The organism is Burkholderia sp. ZZQ-2 (genome assembly GCF_050768715.1).
Taxonomy (GTDB): domain Bacteria; phylum Pseudomonadota; class Gammaproteobacteria; order Burkholderiales; family Burkholderiaceae; genus Burkholderia; species Burkholderia cepacia.
Genome location: NZ_LDVA01000161.1, coordinates 18,704 through 36,676, shown reverse-complemented (window position 1 = coordinate 36,676; position 17,973 = coordinate 18,704). Strand labels below are relative to the sequence as shown.

The 17,973-nt window shown below is 68.4% G+C and carries 17 protein-coding genes; 8 read left to right on the top strand and 9 right to left on the bottom strand.

All coding sequences use genetic code 11. The features are described 5' to 3' along the window. The 7 genes from ABY44_RS09710 to ABY44_RS09680 all read right to left on the bottom strand — a co-directional run. Positions 1 to 1,130: MFS transporter (locus ABY44_RS09710; protein ID WP_431641151.1), on the bottom strand; the 1,130-nt coding region annotated here is incomplete at its 3' end. 199 nt (positions 1,131 to 1,329) lie between these two features. Next, a complete protein-coding gene (locus tag ABY44_RS09705) occupies positions 1,330 to 2,154 on the bottom strand; it encodes a phosphodiesterase (protein ID WP_060173784.1) in 825 nt (274 codons plus the stop codon). 87 nt (positions 2,155 to 2,241) lie between these two features. Beyond that, complete coding sequence (locus tag ABY44_RS09700; protein WP_060173785.1) at positions 2,242 to 3,273, bottom strand: ABC transporter ATP-binding protein; 1,032 nt, start codon at positions 3,271 to 3,273, stop codon at positions 2,242 to 2,244. A gap of 13 nt (positions 3,274 to 3,286) precedes the next feature. Further along, positions 3,287 to 4,189 carry an ABC transporter permease gene (locus tag ABY44_RS09695; RefSeq protein ID WP_027787934.1) on the bottom strand — a complete coding sequence of 301 codons (903 nt, stop codon included), beginning with the start codon at positions 4,187 to 4,189 and terminating at the stop codon, positions 3,287 to 3,289. A 10-nt stretch (positions 4,190 to 4,199) separates the two neighbouring features. After that, positions 4,200 to 5,024 carry an ABC transporter permease gene (locus tag ABY44_RS09690; RefSeq protein WP_059695522.1) on the bottom strand — a complete coding sequence of 275 codons (825 nt, stop codon included), beginning with the start codon at positions 5,022 to 5,024 and terminating at the stop codon, positions 4,200 to 4,202. Between the two features lie 17 nt (positions 5,025 to 5,041). Further along, complete coding sequence (locus tag ABY44_RS09685) at positions 5,042 to 6,070, bottom strand: ABC transporter substrate-binding protein (RefSeq protein WP_021159576.1); 1,029 nt, start codon at positions 6,068 to 6,070, stop codon at positions 5,042 to 5,044. A gap of 73 nt (positions 6,071 to 6,143) precedes the next feature. Then, complete coding sequence (locus ABY44_RS09680) at positions 6,144 to 7,169, bottom strand: LacI family DNA-binding transcriptional regulator (protein WP_027787932.1); 1,026 nt, start codon at positions 7,167 to 7,169, stop codon at positions 6,144 to 6,146. A 955-nt stretch (positions 7,170 to 8,124) separates the two neighbouring features. Between ABY44_RS09680 and ABY44_RS09675 the strand changes: the two genes are divergently transcribed. The 5 genes from ABY44_RS09675 to lpdA all read left to right on the top strand — a co-directional run bounded on the left by ABY44_RS09675 (position 8,125) and on the right by lpdA (position 14,169). Next, a complete protein-coding gene (locus ABY44_RS09675) occupies positions 8,125 to 8,751 on the top strand; it encodes a flavin reductase family protein (RefSeq protein WP_060086530.1) in 627 nt (208 codons plus the stop codon). Between the two features lie 406 nt (positions 8,752 to 9,157). Continuing rightward, entirely contained in the window at positions 9,158 to 10,390 is a 1,233-nt protein-coding gene (locus ABY44_RS09670) for a 3-methyl-2-oxobutanoate dehydrogenase (2-methylpropanoyl-transferring) subunit alpha (RefSeq protein WP_027787930.1), read from the top strand. Positions 10,391 to 10,392: 2 nt separating this feature from the next. Next, complete coding sequence (locus ABY44_RS09665) at positions 10,393 to 11,433, top strand: alpha-ketoacid dehydrogenase subunit beta (RefSeq protein WP_034195800.1); 1,041 nt, start codon at positions 10,393 to 10,395, stop codon at positions 11,431 to 11,433. Position 11,434: 1 nt separating this feature from the next. Then, entirely contained in the window at positions 11,435 to 12,772 is a 1,338-nt protein-coding gene (locus ABY44_RS09660) for a dihydrolipoamide acetyltransferase family protein (protein ID WP_060173786.1), read from the top strand. Positions 12,773 to 12,777: 5 nt separating this feature from the next. Further along, positions 12,778 to 14,169, top strand: a complete 1,392-nt coding sequence (lpdA, locus tag ABY44_RS09655) for a dihydrolipoyl dehydrogenase (RefSeq protein ID WP_027787927.1) — start codon at positions 12,778 to 12,780, stop codon at positions 14,167 to 14,169. 95 nt (positions 14,170 to 14,264) lie between these two features. On the opposite strand, the gene ABY44_RS09650 is transcribed toward lpdA, so the two are convergent. Continuing rightward, positions 14,265 to 14,393, bottom strand: a complete 129-nt coding sequence (locus ABY44_RS09650) for a hypothetical protein (RefSeq protein WP_269113177.1) — start codon at positions 14,391 to 14,393, stop codon at positions 14,265 to 14,267. 442 nt (positions 14,394 to 14,835) lie between these two features. On the opposite strand from ABY44_RS09650, the gene ABY44_RS09645 reads away from it, so the two are divergent. Next, on the top strand, positions 14,836 to 15,465 hold the full coding sequence (locus tag ABY44_RS09645; RefSeq protein WP_060173787.1) for an NAD(P)H-binding protein: 630 nt from the start codon (positions 14,836 to 14,838) through the stop codon (positions 15,463 to 15,465). Between the two features lie 24 nt (positions 15,466 to 15,489). Here ABY44_RS09645 and ABY44_RS09640 read toward each other — a convergent pair whose 3' ends face one another. Then, the gene (locus ABY44_RS09640; RefSeq protein WP_060173788.1) at positions 15,490 to 16,407 is read right to left on the bottom strand and encodes a LysR family transcriptional regulator; all 918 of its coding nucleotides are present in this window, start codon (positions 16,405 to 16,407) and stop codon (positions 15,490 to 15,492) included. 127 nt (positions 16,408 to 16,534) lie between these two features. On the opposite strand from ABY44_RS09640, the gene speB reads away from it, so the two are divergent. After that, positions 16,535 to 17,500: an agmatinase gene (gene speB, locus ABY44_RS09635; protein ID WP_060173789.1), complete on the top strand. Its 966-nt coding sequence runs from the start codon at positions 16,535 to 16,537 to the stop codon at positions 17,498 to 17,500. Continuing rightward, positions 17,493 to 17,957: a GNAT family N-acetyltransferase gene (locus tag ABY44_RS09630; protein ID WP_060173790.1), complete on the top strand. Its 465-nt coding sequence runs from the start codon at positions 17,493 to 17,495 to the stop codon at positions 17,955 to 17,957. The genes speB and ABY44_RS09630 overlap by 8 nt, the downstream gene beginning before the upstream one ends. Positions 17,958 to 17,973 lie beyond the last annotated feature (16 nt).

Below are 17,973 nucleotides of genomic sequence, written 5' to 3'. Positions count from 1 at the left end.
AAGCCGATCCAGCCGAACGCGTGCCATGCGGCTACACCGGCCGACGAGCCGAGCGCGCCGCCGATGAAATAGCACACCATGTACACCGTGTTCACGCGGCTGCGCGCCTCGGGCTTCAGCGCATAGATGCGCGACTGGTTCGAGATCTGCGCGGCCTGTACGCCGACGTCCAGCACGATCACGCCGATCACGAGCCCGACTAGGCTCGAGCCTGACAGCGCGAAGATCACGAACGACAGCGCGAGCAGCGCGATCGCGAGCGAGATGATCGCGCGCGGGCCGCGCTTGTCCGCGAAGCGGCCCGCGTAGGGTGCCGCGAGGGCGCCCGCCGCCCCGACGATCCCGAACAGGCCGGCTGCCTGCGGGCCGAGATGGAACGGCGCGCCGGCGAGCAGCAGCGTGAGCACGGGCCAGAACGCGCTGAATGCCGCGAACAGCGCGGCGCCCGTCAAAGACGCCTCGCGCAGCCCGCGCAGCTCGACTGCCAGATGCCACATCGAGCCGAGCAGCTTGCCGTACGACAGCGTCGACGTCGGTGAGCTGCGCGGCAGCCGCAGCACGATCACGGCGGCGAGCGCGACGAGCGCCGCGACCGACGTGGCGAACACCGCGCGCCAGCCGAAATATTCGGCGACGAAGCCGGCGGCCGTGCGCGCGAGCAGGATGCCGAGCAGCAGGCCGCTCATCACGGTGCCGACCGCGTGCCCGCGTTCGGCCGGCGGCGCGATCTCGGCGGCGAACGGCACGGCCTGCTGCGCGATCGTCGCGAGTACGCCGATCGCGAGGCTCGCGACGGCGAGCACGGCCAGCGACGGCGCGGCGGCCGCGACGATCAGCGCGACCGACAGGCCGGCGATCTGCATCAGGATCAGCCGGCGGCGGTCGAAGCGGTCGCCGAGCGGCGCGAGCAGGAACATGCCGGCCGCATAGCCGAGCTGCGTCGCGGTCGGCACCGCGCCGATCCACGAAGCGCCGTCGGGAAACGCGGAGCGGAAGCTGTCGAGCAGCGGCTGGTTGTAATAGATGTTCGCGACGGATACGCCCGCGATCGTCGCGAGCAGCAACAGCAGGCTGCGCGAATAGTGGGGCGAGGCGGCGTCGGTCGGATGGTCGGTGGGGGCGGTGGACATGGCTGCGCGGACGGAGTGGGGCGGCGCGGCGCGCGGCGCACGCATCGGGTGCGCAGGCGCGCGGGGCGCCGGTCAAGGCTGCCGATCATACCGGAGCGGCGTGAATCCTGCCGGGCGCGCGGCGGACCGGCAAAGTCGGCAAACCGGCAAACCGGCAAACCGGCCGTCCTCCGCCCGTCATCGCGCGCGCTTCACCCCGTCAATCGACCAGCTCGCCCGTCGGCTCGTAGAACGGATACGGCCCGGCGCCTTCATCGACATACACGTGATGCGACGTCATCCCCGTATCGGGCGCATGGCGGTGAACCGCGAACGCCGGCGGCTCGAGCCGGAATGCAGACGGCGCGTCGGTTCGCAGGTCGAAGGCGACCTGATGCGCGGGCGACGGCACCGCGGACGCGAGCGTGCCGCCGAAGCGTGTGAACATCGTGCGATGCACGTGGCCGCACAGCACGCGCTCGACGTTCGGATGAGCGCGCAGCAACGCGTCGAGTTTCGCGGCGGCGGCGGGCGCGAGGCGCAGCTTGTCCATGTGGCCGATTCCGGCCGCGAACGGCGGGTGATGCAGCGCGACGATCACGGGCCGGTCGCGCGCGGCGTCGAGCTGCGCGGCGAGCCACGCGAGCCGTGCGTCGCACAGGTCGCCGTAGCTTGCGCCGGGCACCTGCGAATCGAGCGCGAGCACGCGTACCGTGCCGACGTCGAGCGCGTACTGCACGAATTCGCCATCCTGCAGCTCGGCGCGATCGGCAAACGCGCGGCGCAGCCCGGCGCGGTCGTCGTGATTGCCGATCATCAGGTAGTACGGAATCTCGAGCGCCGCGAGCAGCCCGCGCAGGTTGCCGTACTCTTCATCGTGGCCGAAGTCGGTGAGGTCGCCGGTGACGAGCACGGCGTCGGGGCGCGGCACGAGCGCGTTCAGTCTGTCGATGCAGCGCGCGAGCGCGGCCGCCGTGTCGACGCGCCGGTACGCGAGCTGGCCCGGACGCTTGATGTGGAGATCGCTGATTTGAGCAAGCAGCATCGTCGTTCCTCGGAATCGTCTGGTTGTTGTCGCGGCGGCGTCGCGCGTCGCGGTGGGGGGCTGCATGAATGATGCCCGAACGATGGATTACGCACCGAGCGCGATCAGGCCTTCCGGTGCGATCGCGAGGCCGACCGCTGTACCGCGTGCGAGCGCGATGCGGCCCGGCACGTCGATCACGAGCGCATCGGGGGCCGCGTGCTCGATCGTGAGTCGCGTGCGTTCGCCGAGGAACGCGCACGCGCTGACCGCGCCGCGCAGCGGCGCATGCGCGGGATCGGCGAGTTGCGCATCCTCGGGGCGGAAGAACCATTCGTCGGCCGCGTGCGGCGTGGCGACCGCGCCGCCCGTGGTCACCAGCGTGCCGTCGCGCCACTGCCCGGCGAGCCGGTTCAGCGTGCCGATGAACTGCGCGACCGTGCGGTTCGCCGGGTGGTAGTAGATGTCGCGCGGCGTGCCGATCTGCTCGATGCGGCCCGCGCCCATCACGACGATCCGGTCGCCGAGCTCCATCGCTTCGGCCTGGTCGTGCGTCACGTAGACCGTCGTCACGCCGAGCTCGCGCAGCAGCGCATTCATCTCGCGACGCAGCACGTCGCGCAGCTTCGCGTCGAGCGCGGTCAGCGGCTCGTCGAGCAGCAGCACGCGCGGCCGCACCGCCAGCGCGCGGGCCAGCGCGACGCGCTGGCGCTGGCCGCCCGACAGCTGGTCGACCGGCTTGTCCGCATGCGCGTCGAGCCGCATCATCGCGAGCAGCTCGTCGACGCGCGCGCGCAGCGCGCGCGGCTCGGTCTTGCGAATCTTCAGCCCGTAGCCGACGTTGCCGCGCACCGTCAGGTTCGGAAACAGCGCGTAGTTCTGGAACACCATGCCGACCTGCCGGCGCTCGATCGGCAACGCGGTGACGTCGTCATGGCCGAAGGCGATCGTGCCGCCGGCATCCGGCGTGTCGAGGCCCGCGATCAGACGCAGCGTGGTCGTCTTGCCGCAGCCCGACGGCCCGAGCAGCACGAGCGTTTCGCCCGCACCGATCGACAGGTCGAGCGGTTCGAGCACGCGCGTGCCGCGGAAGGTCTTCGCGCAGCGGGTCAGGGTGATGGGAGTGGAATCGAGTTTCATGTCTGCGAGAAATTCAGCGCGGGCGCTTCTTGAGCGCACGCGTGCCGGATGGATCGACGCCGAGCCACTGCATCGCGACGAGCAGCGGCAGCGTCATCAGCAGGAACAGGATCGTGTACGCGCTGCCGACTTCGAGGCGCAGCGACGCATAGGTATCGGCGAGGCCGACCGGCAGCGTCTTGGTGTCGGGGGTGTGCAGCATCCACGTGAGGTTGAATTCGCCGATCGACAGCGTGAGCACCGCGAGCGCGCCCGCGACGATGCCGGGGCGCAGGTTCGGCAGCACGATCGTGACGAAGCGCGTGACGAACGATGCGCCGAGGCTGGCCGCACCTTCCTCGAGCGTGCGCAGGTCGGCACCGGCCGCGACGGCTGCCACCGCGCGCACCATGAACGGCAGCGTGAACACGACGTGGCCGGCGACGATGAACCACAGGCTCATCCGGAACGCGGTGAAGCCGCCGTAGACGACCAGCAGCGCGAGCGCCGACGCGAGGCCGGGCAGCGCGACGGGCAGCACCAGCGCCTCCTCGATCGCGCGTGCGACGCGGTGCTTGCTGCGCGCGAGCGCATAGCCGGCCGGCACGCCGACGACGAGCACGATCGCGAGCGTCGCGAACGCGACGTAGAGCGACAGCGCGACCGAGCCGTGATACTGCTGCCACACTTGTTCCAGCCAGCGCAGCGTGAGGCCGCTCGACAGGCCGCGAAAGTAGTTGACGGTGAGGCCCGCGAGCACCGACATCACGACGGGCACGATCAGGAACGCGCACAGCAGCAGCGTGACGCCCCATTGCAGCGCGGCGATCATGCGCGCGCCGGTGACGCGCGGCGCGCGGCGGGCGATGCCGTTCGCCTGCGCGGGAGCAGGTGCCGGCGAAGGCGACGGTGCGGAAGAGCCGGAAAGCGATTGCATGCGGGAATCCTCAGGCCGCGGCGGCGGCGGTGTGACCGGTGAAGCGGCGCGCGAGCGCGAGCACGGCCCAGGTGACGATGCCGAGCACGATCGACAGGCCGGCCGCCGTCGCGATGTTCGCGTTCAGCGTGAACTCGGTGTAGATCGTCATCGGCAGCACGTTCAGGTCGGTGGCGAGCGTGAATGCGGTACCGAACGCGCCCATCGCGGTCGCGAAGCAGATCGCGCCCGCGGCGATCAGGCCCGGCGCGAGCGCCGGCAGCACGATGTCGACGAAGATGCGCCACGGCGACGCGCCGAGCGAGCGCGCGGCTTCCTCGAGCGACGCGTCGAGCTTCGACGCGGCCGCGATCACGGTGACGATCACGCGTGGAATCGAGAAATACAGGTAGCCGACGAACAGCCCGGCGACCGAGTACGCGAACACCCACTTGTCGCCCGTGAGCTTCGCGGACAGCATGCCGATCAGCCCCTGCCGGCCGGCGAGCATGATCACCATGAAGCCGACCACGACGCCCGGGAACGCGAGCGGGAACGTGAGCAGCGCGAGCAGCACGCGCTTGCCCGTGAATTCACGGCGCGCGAGCAGGAGGCCCGAGACGGTCGACAGCGCGAGCGTCGCGAGCGTGACGCCCGCGGAGAGCGCGACGGTCTCGCCGAGGCTTTTCATGTAGCGTGCATTGCCGAGCAGGGCCGCGTAGTGCGGGAAGAATGCGCCGTCGGCGGACACCCGGACGAGCGCCGCCATCGGCAGCAGCCAGAACGCGGCGAACACCGCGAGCGCCGGCGCGACGAGCGCGACGCGCCAGCGCAGCGGGAAAGTCAGGTCGAGCATCGGTTGCGTCCTGCCACTTACTGCATCACTTGCAGGTACTGCTGGCCGAATGCCTGCTGGCCGGCCGCCATCTTGCCGAAGTCGACCGATTTCGCGCGGGCGTATTCGCTCGCCGGCAGGAACTTCGACGCGACGTCGGCGCCGAGCGCCTGTGCGCGCACCGGGCGCAGGTACGCGTTGGCCCACAGCTTCTGGCCTTCGTCGGACAACACGAAGTCGAGCACCTTCCTGCCGTTCGCGTCGTGCGGTGCGCCCTTCACGAGACTCATCACGTACGGCACCGCGATCGTGCCTTCCTTAGGAATCACGAACTCGACGTTCGCGCTGTCCTTGTACTTCGCGCGATACGCATCGAAGTCGTAGTCGAGCAGGATCGGGATCTCGCCCGACAGCACGCGCGCATACGCGGTCTGCTTCGGCACGATCGGCGCGTTCGCCTTCAGCTTGCGGAACCAGTCGAGCGCCGGCTTGAAGTTGTCGAGGCTGCCGCCGAGCGCCTGGTTCACGGCGACCGCGCCTGCATAACCGACGAACGCGCTCGACGGGTCGAGGTAGCCGACCATGCCCTTGTATTCCGGCTTCAGCAGGTCGGCCCACGAGCGCGGCACCGGCTTGCCGTCGAGCGCGTCCTTGTTCACGAAGAAGCCGAGCGTGCCCGAGTGGATCGCGAACCAGTAGCCTTGCGGGTCCTTCAGGTTCGCGGGGATGTCGTTCCAGTGCGCGGGCTTGTACGGCGCGATCACGCCCTTGTCCTTCGCCTGGAACGCCGACGACACGCCAAGGTAGACGACGTCGGCCACCGGGCTCTTCTGCTCGGCGATCAGCTGCGCGATCGACTGGCCCGAGTTCTTGTTGTCGAACGGCACGCGGATGCCGGTCTTCTGCTTGATCGCCGCGATCTGCGCGGCCCAGTCGGCCCATTCGGGCGGGCAGTTGTAGCAGATCGCCGTTTCGTCGGCGTGGGCAGCGGGCGCGCCGGCGATGAGCGCGGCGCAGGCGACGGGAGCTGCGAGCGCGCGCAGCAGCGAGGTCAGGCGAAAGGACACGGTAGGTCTCCGGGCGAGTGTGAGGCGCTGGGGTGAGGCGCTGGGGTGAGGCGGTCAGGGGCGGTGCGCGCGTTCAGGCCTTGCGCAGTTGCAGGTCGGTGGCCGGCGGTGCGACGGTTGCGCCGTCGCGCACCACGTGCGGCAGGATCAGCGACGACCGTTCGATTGCCGCGCCGCCGATGCATTCGACGAGGCGTTGCCATGCGTGGCGACCGATGTCGCGGTTCGGCGTCGCGATGCTCGCGAGCGGCGGCGCGAGCAGTTCGCCGATCGCGATCCCGTCGAAGCCGAGCACCGACAGGTCGTCCGGGATCGAGAAACCCGCGCGGCGCAGGCCGCGCATCACGACCATCGCGAGCAGGTCGTTGCTGCAGAAGAGGGCGGTCGGGCGCGTCGCGTGTGCGGTGAGATGCGCGAGCACCGCATCAGGCAGCTCGGGCGCGTTGAAGTCGACTTCGACCGGCGGCAGCGTGGCGACGCCGCTTTCCTCGAGTGCCTGCGCATAACCGAGATGGCGCTGGCGTGCGCGATCCGACGCGGCGAGCGAGCCGGCCAGCATCAGCACGCGGCGGTGACCGCGCGCGGTCAGCAGGCGCACGCCGTCATAGGCGGCGCTGCGGTTGTCGACCGACACCGACGGGCGGCGCTGCGTGTCGTTGTGCATCAGCACGTAATGCGGGCCTTCGTGGTCGAGCATGTCGAGCAGCGGGTGCGTGTCCGCGTCGGCGACGGTGAGGATCAGCCCTTCGACGCGCTGCTCGCGCAGCGTCTCGATCGCGTGACGCTCGCGCGCCGCGTCGTATTCGGTCGTCATCAGGATCAGCTTGAAGCCGGCCGCGGTCGCGAGCTCGTCGATGCCTTGCAGGCAGTCGGCGAACACGGGGTTCGACAGCGTCGGCACGACGACGCCGACGAGCCGCGTGCGCTCGCCGCGCAGTTGCCGGCCGAGCGGGCTCGGACGGAATTGCAGCGTGTCGATCGCGGTGCGGATGGTCTGCAGCGTGGCGGGGCTGACGGTATGCGGTGCGTTGATCGCGCGCGAGACGGTGGCGATCGAGAAGCCCGCGAGGGCAGCGACGTCCTTGATGGTCGAGGTCATTAACTAGCGCGATGTAAACGTTTTCGGCAGGGAAATTATCGAAAACGTTTGTGACTTCGCGATGACGCAAGCGATGCCTGTTTCGCAAAAAAGCACGACACAAACATCGGACGGATGGGGGGCCGCCGGACGACGCGGGTTCGATTGTATCGGGGATGTTGCGGCGCAGGAGAAAATCGCGGGCGGCGCCGTTACGGCGTCGATTGCACGGGATGAATCCGTGCGGCGCCGGGAGATGTCGCCATGCGGCGGCGCAGAATAAGGGAACGCATGCGCAAGCAATGGTAGAATCGCGTCCGCCCTCTTGCCGGGGTGATGAAATTGGTAAACATAGCGGACTTAAAAGATTGAGTGCCCGGCCGGAAACGGTCGGTGCAGAACCCTTCAAATTCGGCGAAACCCCTGATGCGCGCATCGAGGCAACGCCGAGCCAAGCCTCGCGGCATCCGCGAGGAAGGTGTAGAGACTAGACGGGGGGCGCCTAAGGCGCATGGGCAGCAGGCACGCCCGCGCGCGACGGTGAAGGCATAGTCCAGCGCACGAACGGCATCGCATCCGCGACGCCGGCTTTGAAAGAAGCAGTGTGACGAAAATCCGCCGCCTTAACTGGCTTGCCGGTTCGAGTCCGGTCCCCGGCACCACGATCGCTTTCAGCGCGATTCGATGACGGTACGAAAGCCCGCGAGAAGCCATGCGCTCGCGGGTTTTTTGTTTTTGGTGTGTCCGGACGCGCGTGAGCGTGGAACGTTGCCGTTGTCGCGCTGCCTTTGTCCGGTCGTTCGACCCGTGCGACTTCGCCTTGCGGTTCGTCTGCGTCCAGCGGCCCTTCGAGGCAGCGAATGCGACGCCGTGTGATACTGGCCGCGCACGTCGTACTGAACGCCGTTACCGTCATCGGCACGTGTGATGCGCCGATGGAATCCCACGCAGTTTGCATCCCGCAAGACCGCTCGTCATGACCGATTCGACCCACCACTATTACGAACCGTCGCAAGGCCACGGCCTTGCACATGATCCCTTGAACGCGATCGTGGGCCCGCGCCCGATCGGCTGGATCTCGTCGCGCGGCAGCGACGGTACGGTCAACCTTGCGCCCTACAGCTTCTTCAACGCATTCAACTACCGTCCGCCGATCATCGGTTTTTCGAGCGTCGCCGCGAAGGACAGCCTGCGCAACGTGCAGGAGACCGGCGAGTTCGTATGGAACCTCGCGACGCGCGAGCTCGCCGAGCGGATGAACCAGACGTGTGCCGCGGTGCCGTACGACGTGAACGAGTTCGAGCTGGGCGGCTTGACCGCCGTGCCGTCGCGTCTGGTCGACGTGCCGCGCGTGGCGGAAAGCGGCGTCAACTTCGAATGCAAGGTGACCGACGTGATTCGCCTGCGCGATCACCAGGGCGTGGAAACGCCGGCGTCGCTGGTGCTCGGCGAGGTCGTCGCCGTTCATATCCGGCAGGATCTGTTGAAGGACGGCCTCTTCGACACGTTCGGCGCCGGCATCATTCTGCGCGCGGGCGGCCCGTCGGCCTACGTGCACGTCAAGCCCGACAGCCGGTTCGACCTGTTTCGCCCCGACGCATGATCCGTCGCACGCTGCAACGATCGCCCAGGGCGCGCTGACACGCCCGAACGGATGACAAAAGACCCCGCGGATCTCCAGGATTTCGCGGGGTCTTTTGCTTCGTGTCGTCATGCAGCCCGGGTGCGCCGATCCGGCCGGCGCCGATGCCCCGGCGCTGCGTGCCGGGTACCGCAGCGCCGCAAACGCATCATGGGTTTACCCCGCCTGCCGTGCCGATGACCCGCCGACGCCCGTCATGGCAAATCTGCTCACCGCGATCGAGCGGCTTGGGCATCGACGTCCGTCGCCGCAGGGCATAAATTTTGAAGGTTGACGTGCTTATCCGCCCGTCAGCCCACGCGCAGGCCGGCAACCGGTCGCGCGTTCCCAAACAGCGTGAGACACAATCGAGCGTGGAGACGACACGATGAGCCTGTCAGAGCCATTGCGTCTGCATGTGCCGGAGCCCACCGGGCGCCCGGGCTGCAAGACGGACTTTTCCTATCTGCATCTATCGCCGGCCGGTGCGGTTCGCCGCCCGCCGATCGACGTTGCCGCGGCGGACACCGCCGATCTCGCCCGCAGCCTCGTGCGCGTGCTCGACGACAGCGGCAAGGCGGTCGGCCCGTGGGCACCGGATCTCGACGACGCGCGGCTGATCGCCGGCCTGCGCGCGATGCTCAAGACCCGCATTTTCGACGCGCGCATGATGATCGCGCAGCGCCAGAAGAAGATCTCCTTCTACATGCTGAGCCTCGGCGAAGAGGCGATCGGCACCGCGCATGCGATGGCGCTGCGCGACGGCGACATGTGCTTCCCGACCTACCGCCAGCAGAGCATCCTGATCGCGCGCGACGTGCCGCTCGAGCGCATGATCTGCCAGCTGATGTCGAACGAAGGCGACCCGCTCAAAGGCCGCCAGCTCCCCGTGATGTACTCGGACCGCGACGCGGGCTTCTTCTCCATTTCCGGCAACCTCGCGACGCAGTTCATCCAGGCGGTCGGCTGGGCGATGGCGTCGGCGATCAAGGGCGACACGAAGATCGCGTCCGCGTGGATCGGCGACGGCGCGACGGCCGAATCCGACTTCCACACCGCGCTCACGTTCGCGCATGTGTACCGCGCGCCGGTCGTGCTGAACGTCGTCAACAACCAGTGGGCGATCTCGACGTTCCAGGCGATCGCGGGCGGTGAGGGCACGACGTTCGCGGGGCGCGGCGTCGGCTGCGGGATCGCGTCGCTGCGCGTCGACGGCAACGACTTCCTCGCGATCTACGCGGCGTCGAGCTGGGCGGCCGAACGTGCGCGCCGCAATCTCGGCCCGACGCTGATCGAGTGGGTGACCTATCGTGCGGGCGCGCATTCGACGTCGGACGATCCGACCAAGTACCGGCCGAGCGACGACTGGTCCCATTTCCCGCTCGGCGATCCTGTCGAACGCTTCAAGCGCCACCTGATCGTCAAGGGCATCTGGTCGGACAGCGCGCACGAAGCGTTGACGGCCGAGCTCGAGGCCGAGGTGATCGCCGCGCAGAAGGAAGCGGAGAAATTCGGCACGCTGGCCGACGACCGGATTCCGTCGCCGGCCTCGATGTTCGACGACGTCTACAAGGAGCTGCCTGCGCACCTGCGCCGTCAGCGCCAGGAACTGGGAGCATGATCATGGCGCAACACGAGACAGGCACGGCAACGCAGCCGATGACGATGATCCAGGCGCTGCGCTCGGCGATGGACGTGATGCTCGGGCGCGACAGCGACGTGGTCGTGTTCGGGCAGGACGTCGGCTATTTCGGCGGTGTGTTCCGCTGTACCGAAGGATTGCAGAACAAATACGGGAAGTCGCGCGTGTTCGATGCGCCGATCTCCGAAAGCGGGATCGTCGGCGCGGCGGTGGGGATGGGCGCGTACGGGCTGCGCCCGGTGTGCGAGATCCAGTTTGCCGATTATTTCTACCCGGCCTCCGACCAGATCGTGTCGGAAGGCGCGCGGCTGCGCTATCGCTCCGCCGGCCAGTTCACCGCACCGATGACGATCCGCATGCCCTGCGGCGGCGGCATCTACGGCGGCCAGACGCACAGCCAGAGCCCGGAGGCGATGTTCACGCAGGTGTGCGGGCTGCGCACGGTGATGCCGTCGAATCCGTACGACGCGAAAGGGCTGCTGATCGCGTCGATCGAGAACGACGATCCGGTGATCTTCCTCGAGCCGAAACGGCTGTACAACGGGCCGTTCGACGGCCATCACGACCGGCCCGTCACGTCGTGGCTCAAGCATCCGTCGAGCGCGGTGCCCGAGGGCTACTACACGGTGCCGCTCGATACGGCCGCCGTGGTGCGTCCCGGCAACGACGTGACGGTGCTGACCTACGGCACGACGGTGCACGTGTCGCTCGCCGCGGCCGAGGAGACGGGCATCGATGCGGAGGTGATCGACCTGCGCACGCTGTGGCCGCTCGACCTCGACACGGTCGTCGCGTCGGTGCGCAAGACCGGGCGCTGCGTCGTGGTGCACGAGGCGACGCGCACCTGCGGTTACGGGGCGGAACTGGTGTCGCTGGTCCAGGAACATTGCTTCTACCACCTCGAGGCGCCGGTCGAGCGCACGACGGGCTGGGACACGCCGTATCCGCATGCGCAGGAGTGGGCGTACTTTCCGGGCCCGGCCCGGGTCGGTGAAGCGTTGCGACGCGTGATGGAGGCGTGAGATGGGGATTCATGTCATCAAGATGCCGGATATCGGCGAAGGGATTGCCGAGGTCGAACTGGTGGCCTGGCACGTGGAAGTCGGGCAGACGATCAAGGAAGACCAGCCGCTCGCCGATGTGATGACCGACAAGGCGGCGGTCGAGATTCCGTCGCCGGTGACGGGCAAGGTGATCGAACTCGGCGGCCGGATCGGCGAGATGATGGCGGTCGGCAGCGAGCTGATCCGCCTCGAGGTCGAAGGTGCCGGCAACCTGAAGGCCGGCGCACCGGTGCGGGAATCAAAGGTAGAAACCGCACCGGTCGCGGCCGCGCCGTCGACGGCGGTGGCCGACGCGCCGGCAGAGTCGCCCGCCAGGCCGGCGACGAAGCACGCGCCTGCGGAGCCGCGTCACGCGAAGCACGCCGAACGCAAGGAACACGTGGAGCCGCCGCGCGCGGCACTCGCGCCGGGTGAACGGCCGCTCGCGTCGCCGGCCGTGCGCCAGCGCGCATGGGACATGGGCATCGAGCTGCGTTATGTGCGCGGCACGGGGGAAGCCGGACGGATCCTGCACGCGGATCTCGATGCGTATGCGGGCAGCGGCGGCGGTGCGGCGCGCGGCGCCCGCGGATCGCGGGCGCACGGCTACGACGAACGCAACGATGAAACCGAGGTGCCGGTCATCGGCTTGCGGCGCGCGATCGCACGCAAGATGCAGGAAGCGAAGCGCCGCATTCCGCACTTCAGCTACGTCGAGGAGATCGACGTCACCGAGCTCGAATCGTTGCGTACGGATTTGAACCGCCGCTACGGCGACACGCGCGGCAAGCTCACGCCGCTGCCGCTGCTGATTCGCGCGATGGTGATCGCGTTGCGCGACTTTCCGCAGATCAACGCGCGTTTCGACGACGAAGCGGGGGTCGTCACGCGCTATGGCGCGGTGCACATGGGCGTCGCGACGCAGACGGACAGCGGCCTCACGGTGCCGGTGCTGCGTCACGCGGAAGCGAAGGACGTGTGGTCGATTTCCGCCGAGATCGCGCGGCTCGCCGACGCGGTGCGCACGAACCGCGCGCAACGCGACGAACTGAGCGGCTCGACAATCACGATTTCGAGCCTCGGCGCGCTCGGCGGCATCGTGTCGACGCCGGTCATCAATCATCCCGAGGTCGGCATCGTCGGCGTGAACCGGATCGTCGAGCGGCCGATGATCCGCGACGGCGCAGTCGTCGCACGCAAGATGATGAACCTGTCGTCGTCGTTCGACCATCGTGTCGTCGACGGCGCGGACGCGGCGGAATTCATTCAGGCGGTGCGCGCGGTGCTCGAACGCCCGGCACTGCTGTTCGTGGAGTGAGCGCAATGAAGAACGAACACACCACGCTACTGGTGATCGGCGGCGGCCCGGGCGGCTACGTCGCCGCGATTCGCGCCGGTCAGCTCGGCATCCCGACCGTGCTCGTCGAGCGCGACCGCCTCGGCGGCACGTGCCTGAACATCGGCTGCATTCCGTCGAAGGCGCTGATCCACGTGGCCGACGCATTCGAACAGGCGCGCGGCCATGCAGGCGAGGGCGCGCTCGGGATTCGCGTGCGCACGCCCGAGATCGACATCGCGAAAAGCGTCGCATGGAAGGACGGTATCGTCGACCGGCTCACGCGCGGCGTCGGCGCGCTGCTCAAGAAGAACGGCGTGCGCGTGTTGCACGGCGACGCACAGGTGGTCGACGGCAAGACCGTCGACGTCGTCGCCGGCGGCCACACGACGCGAATCAGCTGCGAGCACCTGCTGCTCGCGACCGGTTCCGAACCGGTTGCGCTGCCGTCGATGCCGTTCGGCGGGCATGTCGTGTCGTCCACCGAGGCGCTGTCGCCCACGACCCTGCCGAAGCGGCTGGTCGTCGTCGGGGCCGGGTACATCGGGCTCGAACTCGGGATCGTCTATCGCAAGCTCGGCGTCGACGTGAGTGTCGTCGAAGCGGCGGAGCGCGTGTTGCCCGCGTACGATGCCGAACTCGCGCGGCCGGTTGCCGATTCGCTCGCGCGGCTCGGCGTGCGGCTGCTGCTCGGCCACAAGGTGCTCGGCCTCGCGGAGCACGGCGCGGTGCGCGTGCAGGCCGCCGACGGCGCGGAGCAGACGCTGCCGGCCGATCGCGTGCTGGTTGCGGTCGGCCGCCGGCCGCGCGTCGACGGCTTCGGGCTCGAGTCGTTGCCGCTCGATCGCAACGGCCGCGCGCTGTGGATCGACGACGAATGCCGGACGTCGATGCGCAACGTCTGGGCGATCGGCGACGTCGCCGGCGAGCCGATGCTCGCGCATCGCGCGATGGCGCAGGGCGAGATGGTGGCCGAGCTGATCGCCGGGAAGCGCCGCAAGTTCATGCCCGCGTCGATCCCGGCCGTGTGCTTCACCGATCCGGAGATCGTCACGGCCGGCTGGTCGCCGGACGATGCGCGGGCGGCCGGTGTCGATTGCGTGAGCGCGTCGTTCCCGTTCGCGGCGAACGGGCGCGCGATGACGCTGCAGGCGACCGACGGCTTCGTGCGCGTCGTCGCGCGGCGCGACAACCACCTGATCGTCGGCTGGCAAGCGGTCGGGCGCGGCGTGTCGGAGCTGGCCGCGGCGTTCTCGCAGTCGCTGGAGATGGGCGCGCGGCTGGAGGACATCGGCGGCACGATCCATGCGCATCCGACGCTGGGTGAAGCACTGCAGGAGGCCGCGCTGCGCGCGCTCGGGCATGCGTTGCATGTCTGACGGGCCGGTGTGACAGGGGGCCGCCGGTGCGCAGCGTGCGCACCGGCGGCTTTTCGTTTGAGGCGCCGGCTTCCGCGCTAGCGCTTGCGCCTTCGTCATGACGGCGCGTGCAGGTCGACGTGAGGCGCCGTCACGTCGCGACAGAACGCATCGATCGCATCGACCATCTGCGGCAGCCCGGGCTGCTCGAGCGGATAGCGGCCCGCGTTCTCCGGCATCGTCACCTGGGCGGCTGTCGATCAAGGAAATCACGCAGGAACCGGGATTCAGCGACATGTCGCCTTCTCGCAGGCATACGAACGCTGGAGCGTGTCGCGACACGAGACGGCCGGGTCGTAGCGTACGCCGGCATCTTGTTCGAAAGACGGCGAAAAATGAATGTTCTCTTTTTCATTGGCCGCGTCATTTGTCGTATCAATGTCGAATAAATATCAATTTCGAGCGCTTTGATGCGATAAAAATTTCGAATGTACGCGGAACCGAAGCGTCGACGAAGCCTAGCGGGAGTCGTGCCGCGTCAAATCAGAGACAGGAAATGAGCACGGCCTGTAACTTTTCGAGATGTTGGGCGCTTGTCGGTGCCGAGTCGGCCGACGATCATGTGGGAAGCCGGGAACCGGGGCGTTCCCGCTCCGCCAACGCAGGCTCCACACGGAAGAACCGGACATGAAATTGCTGCTCGTCGGCGCGACCGGACTCGTCGGGCGTCACGTCCTCGAAGTCGCGCTCGCCGATGCGCGGGTCGATCAGGTGATCGTCCTCGCGCGCCGCCCGTTGTCGCCGCACCCGAAGATGCGCGCGCTCGAGGTCGATTTCGATCATCTGCCCGACGCGGCCGACTGGTGGCATGCCGATGCCGTGATCTGCACGCTCGGCACCACGATGCGGGCCGCCGGCTCGAAGGCGGCGTTCCGGCGCGTCGACCACGACTATCCGCTCACGGTCGCGCGGCTCGCGCACCGCCACGGCACCCCGGCCTACGTCCTGAATTCCGCACTCGGTGCGGACCCGGCATCGAGCATCTTCTACAACCGCGTGAAGGGCGAGGTCGAGCAGGCGCTCGCCGGCGTCGGGTTCGTGTCGCTCACGTATGTGCGGCCCGGGCTGATCGGCGGCAGCCGCGACGAATTCAGGCTCGGCGAGCGGCTGCTGGTGTTCGCGTTGAACGCGGCCCGCCCCGTGTTGCCGGCGAAGTGGCGCGTGAATCCCGCGTCGCGGATTGCCCGCGCGCTGCTCGACGCGGCGATCGACGCGCGGCCGGGCGTGCAGGTCATCGCGTCGGACCGGCTCGCCTGACGCGCAACGGGCGGCGCGCGCCGGTCACGAGCCCGCGAAGCCGTCGAGCTCGCCGAACTGTTCGGCGAGCGCCGCCGTGAACGCTTCCAGCGCCTCGCTGCCGTCGCAGTTGCGCGGTGTCGCGAGCTGGAATTCGACCGTATGGCTCAGCTTGCTCGCGAGCAGCCGGCGCATCTTCCCGGCGGCGACCCACGGCGCCGCGACATGGTCGGGCAGGAAGCCGACGTGCGCGCCGGACAGGATGAAGATCACGTCGGCGTCGACGTTTTCGGAGAACGCGGTCGGCTGCGCGTTGCGCAGCGCCGCACCCGACGTGTTCGTCTTGTAGAGCCGCGCGACGTTGCTCGCGCGCGCGATGTCGTTGACCGACACGGTCTTTTTCGCAAACAGCGGATGCCGGGCGCCGCAGTGCAGCGACTGGTGTTCGACGAACAGCGGCGTGTAGTGCAGGCCGGCCTGGTGGCCGGAAAAATAGCCGATCGCGAGCTGGAGTTCGCTTTTCAGCAGCCGGCGTTCCAGCTCGTCGGGCGGTACCGCGACCATCTCGATCAGCACGTCCGGCGCCCGTTCGCGAAAGCGGCCGACGCCGGCCGCGATCGATTCGACGACGTCCGGCGCCAGTCTCTCGGACAGCCCGATACGCAGCTCGCCGAGCAACGTGCCCGACACGTGCTGCGTATCGCGCGTGAACACGTCCATCGCGTGCAGGAGCCGCCGCGTCGACTGCAGCACGCGTTCGCCCTTCGGCGTCAGCCGGAAGCCGCTCTTGCCGCGATCGCACAGCCGGAACCCGAGACGCGTCTCGAGCTTGGCCATCTGCGTGCTGATGGTCGAAGGCGCCATGCCGAGCGTGCCTTGCGCGGCGCTGAAGCCGCCGCTTTCGACGATCGTCAGAAAGAGCCGCAGCAGTTGCACATCCATGTCTCTCAATCGGGTCAGCATGGCGATACATCGCGTTTCGTGAAGTCGACTTATGTTAGTTCATATTTTTCGTCGGATGCCGGGGCGGCAGAATCGGGCACGAGGTCGCCAGCCGCGCGGCCGTCCCCCTTCAGACAGGAAGCCGACGATGAGCCAGAACGATTTCGCATTCACGCGCGACAGCCTCTACGGCACGCAGGCCGAGCCGACCTTCGCGGGCGCGACGAGCTTCATGCGCCGGCGTTTCAGCCGCGAGCTCGACGGCGTCGACCTCGCGATCACGGGCGTGCCGTTCGATTCCGCCGCATCGCACCGGCCCGGCACGCGCTTCGGCCCGCGCGGGTTGCGGATCGCGTCGACGGGCATCGCGTGGGAGCGCCCGTGGCCGTGGTCGTTCGATCCGTTCGACGTGCTGGCCGCGGTCGACTACGGCGATTGCGCGTTCGATCTCGGGCAGCCCGAATCGGTGCCGGGCGCGATCGAGCGGCATGCCGACGGAATCCTCGCGCGCGGCTGCGCGATGCTGACGCTCGGCGGCGATCACTTCATCACGTATCCGCTGCTGAAGGCGCATGCGAAGGTGCACGGGCCGCTGTCGCTCGTGCATTTCGATGCGCACACCGACACGTGGCCCGATCACGACGTCAAGCGCATCGATCACGGGACGATGTTCTATCACGCGGCGCGGGAAGGATGGGTCGTGCCCGGACGGTCGGCCCAGGTCGGCATCCGGACGACCAACGACGCGCCGATGGGCTTCGACATCCAGGATGCGCGTCACGTGCATGCGTCGACGCCCGCCGCGATCGCCGCGCGCATTCGCGACCGGGTCGGCGATCATCCCGTGTACCTGACGTTCGACATCGACTGCCTCGATCCCGCGTTCGCGCCGGGCACGGGTACGCCGGTCTCGGGCGGGCTGTCGAGCCATCAGGCGTTCGAGATCCTGCGTCACCTGGAGGGCATCAACCTGGTCGGCATGGACGTGGTCGAAGTGTCGCCGCCGTATGATCATGCGGAAATCACGTCGCTGGCCGGCGCGACGATCGCGCTGGAGCTGATCTGCCTGTATGCGTCGCGCCGGCGCACCACGGAAAAATCGAACGATGACTGAACTCACCTGGCGCGAGGCCGTTCCCGACGATGCGGCCGCGTGCATCGAACTGCGCGGCAAGACGCGCGAGAACGCATTCACCGACGCGCAGTTGCGCGACCTCGGCATCACCGTCGAAAGCTGGGGCGACGGCATCCGGGACGGCCTGGTCTCGGGCCGGGTCTGCTGCGCGAACGGGCGCATGGTCGGCTACTGCTTCGGCGACACCGGATCGGGCGAGATCGTCGTGCTCGCGATCCTGCCCGAATACGAGGGGGCGGGGATCGGCGAGCGGCTGCTGCAGCAGGTGATCGACGCGTTCGCCGCGAACGGTTTCACGTCGCTGTTTCTCGGGTGCTCGACCGATCCGGCGTCGCGCTCGTACGGCTTCTACCGGCATCTGGGCTGGACGCCGACGGGCACGCTCGACGACGCCGGCGACGAAATCCTGACGCTGCGGATCGCGCGGTACGCATGACGGCACGCGCCGGAGG

Bases quoted from the DNA above. Each gene is read 5' to 3' on its own strand.
- ABY44_RS09705 (WP_060173784.1), bottom strand. From the start codon at position 2,154: ATGCTGCTTGCTCAAATCAGCGATCTCCACATCAAGCGTCCGGGCCAG.
- ABY44_RS09700 (WP_060173785.1), bottom strand. From the start codon at position 3,273: ATGAAACTCGATTCCACTCCCATCACCCTGACCCGCTGCGCGAAGACC.
- ABY44_RS09695 (WP_027787934.1), bottom strand. From the start codon at position 4,189: ATGCAATCGCTTTCCGGCTCTTCCGCACCGTCGCCTTCGCCGGCACCT.
- ABY44_RS09690 (WP_059695522.1), bottom strand. From the start codon at position 5,024: ATGCTCGACCTGACTTTCCCGCTGCGCTGGCGCGTCGCGCTCGTCGCG.
- ABY44_RS09680 (WP_027787932.1), bottom strand. From the start codon at position 7,169: ATGACCTCGACCATCAAGGACGTCGCTGCCCTCGCGGGCTTCTCGATC.
- ABY44_RS09675 (WP_060086530.1), top strand. From the start codon at position 8,125: ATGACCGATTCGACCCACCACTATTACGAACCGTCGCAAGGCCACGGC.
- ABY44_RS09670 (WP_027787930.1), top strand. From the start codon at position 9,158: ATGAGCCTGTCAGAGCCATTGCGTCTGCATGTGCCGGAGCCCACCGGG.
- ABY44_RS09665 (WP_034195800.1), top strand. From the start codon at position 10,393: ATGGCGCAACACGAGACAGGCACGGCAACGCAGCCGATGACGATGATC.
- ABY44_RS09660 (WP_060173786.1), top strand. From the start codon at position 11,435: ATGGGGATTCATGTCATCAAGATGCCGGATATCGGCGAAGGGATTGCC.
- lpdA (WP_027787927.1), top strand. From the start codon at position 12,778: ATGAAGAACGAACACACCACGCTACTGGTGATCGGCGGCGGCCCGGGC.
- ABY44_RS09645 (WP_060173787.1), top strand. From the start codon at position 14,836: ATGAAATTGCTGCTCGTCGGCGCGACCGGACTCGTCGGGCGTCACGTC.
- ABY44_RS09640 (WP_060173788.1), bottom strand. From the start codon at position 16,407: ATGCTGACCCGATTGAGAGACATGGATGTGCAACTGCTGCGGCTCTTT.
- speB (WP_060173789.1), top strand. From the start codon at position 16,535: ATGAGCCAGAACGATTTCGCATTCACGCGCGACAGCCTCTACGGCACG.
- ABY44_RS09630 (WP_060173790.1), top strand. From the start codon at position 17,493: ATGACTGAACTCACCTGGCGCGAGGCCGTTCCCGACGATGCGGCCGCG.